Raw genomic sequence first — 2,592 nt, 5'->3', positions numbered from 1 at the left:
CCATTCCGATAATCTCCCGGAGTACGTTGAGAGTTTTCACCGCATGGTGGCGGAGCAGCTAGGCATTGTTGATACCTATAAAACCATCGGAGATGCCGATTACCTGTTAAAAGTCGCGGTTGCCGATCTCGCCGGGCTGAGTGCCTTAATCAGCCAGCAGGTCGCCGGGCATCAGAGCGTGGCGCATGTGAAAACCTCTGTGGTCCTCAACCGTCTAAAGGAGAATGGTTTGATGTCGGTGAGCGAGAATCTGCTGCGCTAGAATGGTGCATGTTATGTACCGGAATTGTGCATTTAATTCTGGTTTTACGCAAAATCTGTGCGGGAAAACAATTTTCAGTGCGCGAAATGACGATTTAATGATTTCATGCACAAAGTCGAGCAATAAAGTGACTTGTATTCAATAGGTTAATTCGCTGGCACCATCCGGTGGTCTGAACCTTCACCGAATTGGTGCGATTTTTGCTAGATTATTACTAAAACTTGGCGATCGTTCTGCCATATTCATAGTAATAATCACCAGAGAATCAATCTGATGGACAACGTGGTACAACCGGTCAAAATCCCCCATACCCTGCTGGAAGATGTGCTGGCTATCGTGCTTGGCACTTTGATGGTCTCCTTTGGCATTACGCTGTTAAAACAGGCCGGGGCGCTAACCGGCAGCACTGCAGGCATTTCCTTCCTCATCAGTTATCTGAGCAAAACCTCTTTTGGCCTCGCTTTCTTCCTGATCAACATCCCGTTCTACTGGCTGGCAGTCAGGCGCATGGGCTGGGCATTCACCGTAAAAACCTTCTCTGCCGTGGCGCTGGTTTCGCTCTTCAGCCACCTGCACCCGTTATTTATCCATTTTTCCGCGCTGGATTACTTTTATGCGACACTGTTCGGTAACGTGGTGATGGGAATTGGGTTTATAGTGTTATTTCGCCACAAGGCCAGCCTTGGCGGCATCAATATTCTGGCGCTATGGCTGCAGGACCGTTACGGTATTCGCGCCGGAAAATTGCAGATGGTGATCGATACCTGCGTGGTGCTGGCCTCGCTGTTTGTGGTCTCACGCGAGATGCTGGCAGCCTCAATTGCCGGAGCCGTGGTATTGAACCTGATTATCGCCATGAACCATCGACCTGGCCGCTATTTCGTCTGAGTCGCTGAATTTATTGCTTATTTAATGGAGATTTGCACCGTGTTTCAAGACGTTGATGCCTACGCTGGCGACCCGATCCTCTCCCTGATGGAAACCTTCAAGCAGGATGCCCGCCCGCACAAGGTCAACCTGAGCATTGGTCTATATTATAACGAACAGGGTGTGATCCCACAGATGCAGACCGTTGCCGCCGCTGAAGAGCAGCTGCACGCCCAGCCGCAGGCCGCCTCGCTCTATCTGCCGATGGAAGGCCTGCCGCCTTACCTCAGCGCCATCGCGCCTTTACTGTTCGGCGCTGAGCACCCTGTGCTGAAAGCGGGCCGCATCGCCACTATTCAGACGCTGGGCGGTTCCGGTGCGCTGAAAGTCGGTGCCGACTTCCTGAAGTTCTACTTCCCAGATTCGCAGGTATGGGTCAGCGACCTGACCTGGGAAAACCATATTGCCATCTTTAACGGTGCCGGTTTCACCGTAAATACCTACCCGTGGTATGACACGGCAACCAACGGCGTGAAGTTTGACACGCTGCTGGAAAAACTTAATACGCTGCCGGCGCAAAGCATCGTGCTGCTACATCCGTGCTGTCACAACCCAACCGGTGCCGACCTGACTAATGCGCAGTGGGATGAAGTGACCAAGGTGCTGAAAGAGCGCGAGCTGATTCCGTTCCTCGATATCGCCTATCAGGGCTTTGGCGGCGGCATGGAGAAAGATGCTTATGCCATTCGCAGCATCGCCGCGGCGGGCCTGCCAGCACTGGTCAGCAACTCCTTCTCAAAAATTTTCTCGTTGTACGGCGAGCGCGTTGGTGGTCTGTCAATCGTCTGTGATGACGCAGAAGAAGCCGCTCGCGTACTGGGGCAGCTGAAAGCCACCGTGCGCCGCAACTACTCCAGCCCGCCAAACTTCGGGGCGCAGGTGGTTTCCTGCGTGCTGAATAACCCTGAGCTGAAGGCCAGCTGGCTGGCGGAAGTGGAAGCGATGCGCCTGCGTATTCTTGAGATGCGCCAGGTGCTGGTGGACGCGCTGACTCAGGCGGTGCCGGGCAAGAACTTCGACTTCCTGATCAGGCAGCGCGGTATGTTCAGCTACACCGGGCTGAGCGCTGCACAGGTTGATCGCCTGCGTAACGAGTTTGGCGTCTATCTGATCGCCAGCGGGCGCGTCTGCATGGCCGGTCTCAACCGCAACAACGTGCATCAGGTAGCGGAAGCCTTCACTGCCGTGATGTAATTTCTGCTGGCCGGGGCTGCCCGGCCACAGTTTTTGCCTTTTCAGGTTTACCTTTTCGCTACTTGCTGCACACTTAACGGAACCGATAAGTTAAGGAGTTGTATCAGAAAACTCTTACTATAAATAAAAAACCGCAGGGATTTTAATTGGTTACTTAAGAAATTTTCGCAGAACTGAGCCGCTTAGCGGATGTTCATGGTTAGGAGATT

General features: G+C 53.1%; 3 protein-coding genes. All 3 read left to right on the top strand.

What is annotated here, in order from left to right; translation table 11 throughout:
• Positions 1 to 262, top strand: a 262-nt coding sequence (locus tag BBW68_RS07545) for an Lrp/AsnC ligand binding domain-containing protein (RefSeq protein ID WP_148127590.1), incomplete at its 5' end; no start/stop codon positions are given.
• A 273-nt stretch (positions 263 to 535) separates the two neighbouring features.
• Entirely contained in the window at positions 536 to 1,150 is a 615-nt protein-coding gene (locus BBW68_RS07540; RefSeq protein WP_070134657.1) for a YitT family protein, read from the top strand.
• A gap of 39 nt (positions 1,151 to 1,189) precedes the next feature.
• Complete coding sequence (locus tag BBW68_RS07535) at positions 1,190 to 2,383, top strand: amino acid aminotransferase (RefSeq protein ID WP_186821303.1); 1,194 nt, start codon at positions 1,190 to 1,192, stop codon at positions 2,381 to 2,383.
• The last annotated feature ends 209 nt before the right edge of the window (positions 2,384 to 2,592 follow it).

This window comes from Candidatus Erwinia dacicola, from assembly GCF_001756855.1.
GTDB classification, from domain to species: domain Bacteria; phylum Pseudomonadota; class Gammaproteobacteria; order Enterobacterales; family Enterobacteriaceae; genus Erwinia; species Erwinia dacicola.
The sequence above is the reverse complement of the archived record's forward strand: the minus strand, read 5'-3'. Positions and strand labels throughout refer to the sequence as shown.

Coding starts and splice junctions, on each gene's coding strand:
- BBW68_RS07540 (WP_070134657.1), top strand. CDS start 536: ATGGACAACGTGGTACAACCGGTCAAAATCCCCCATACCCTGCTGGAA.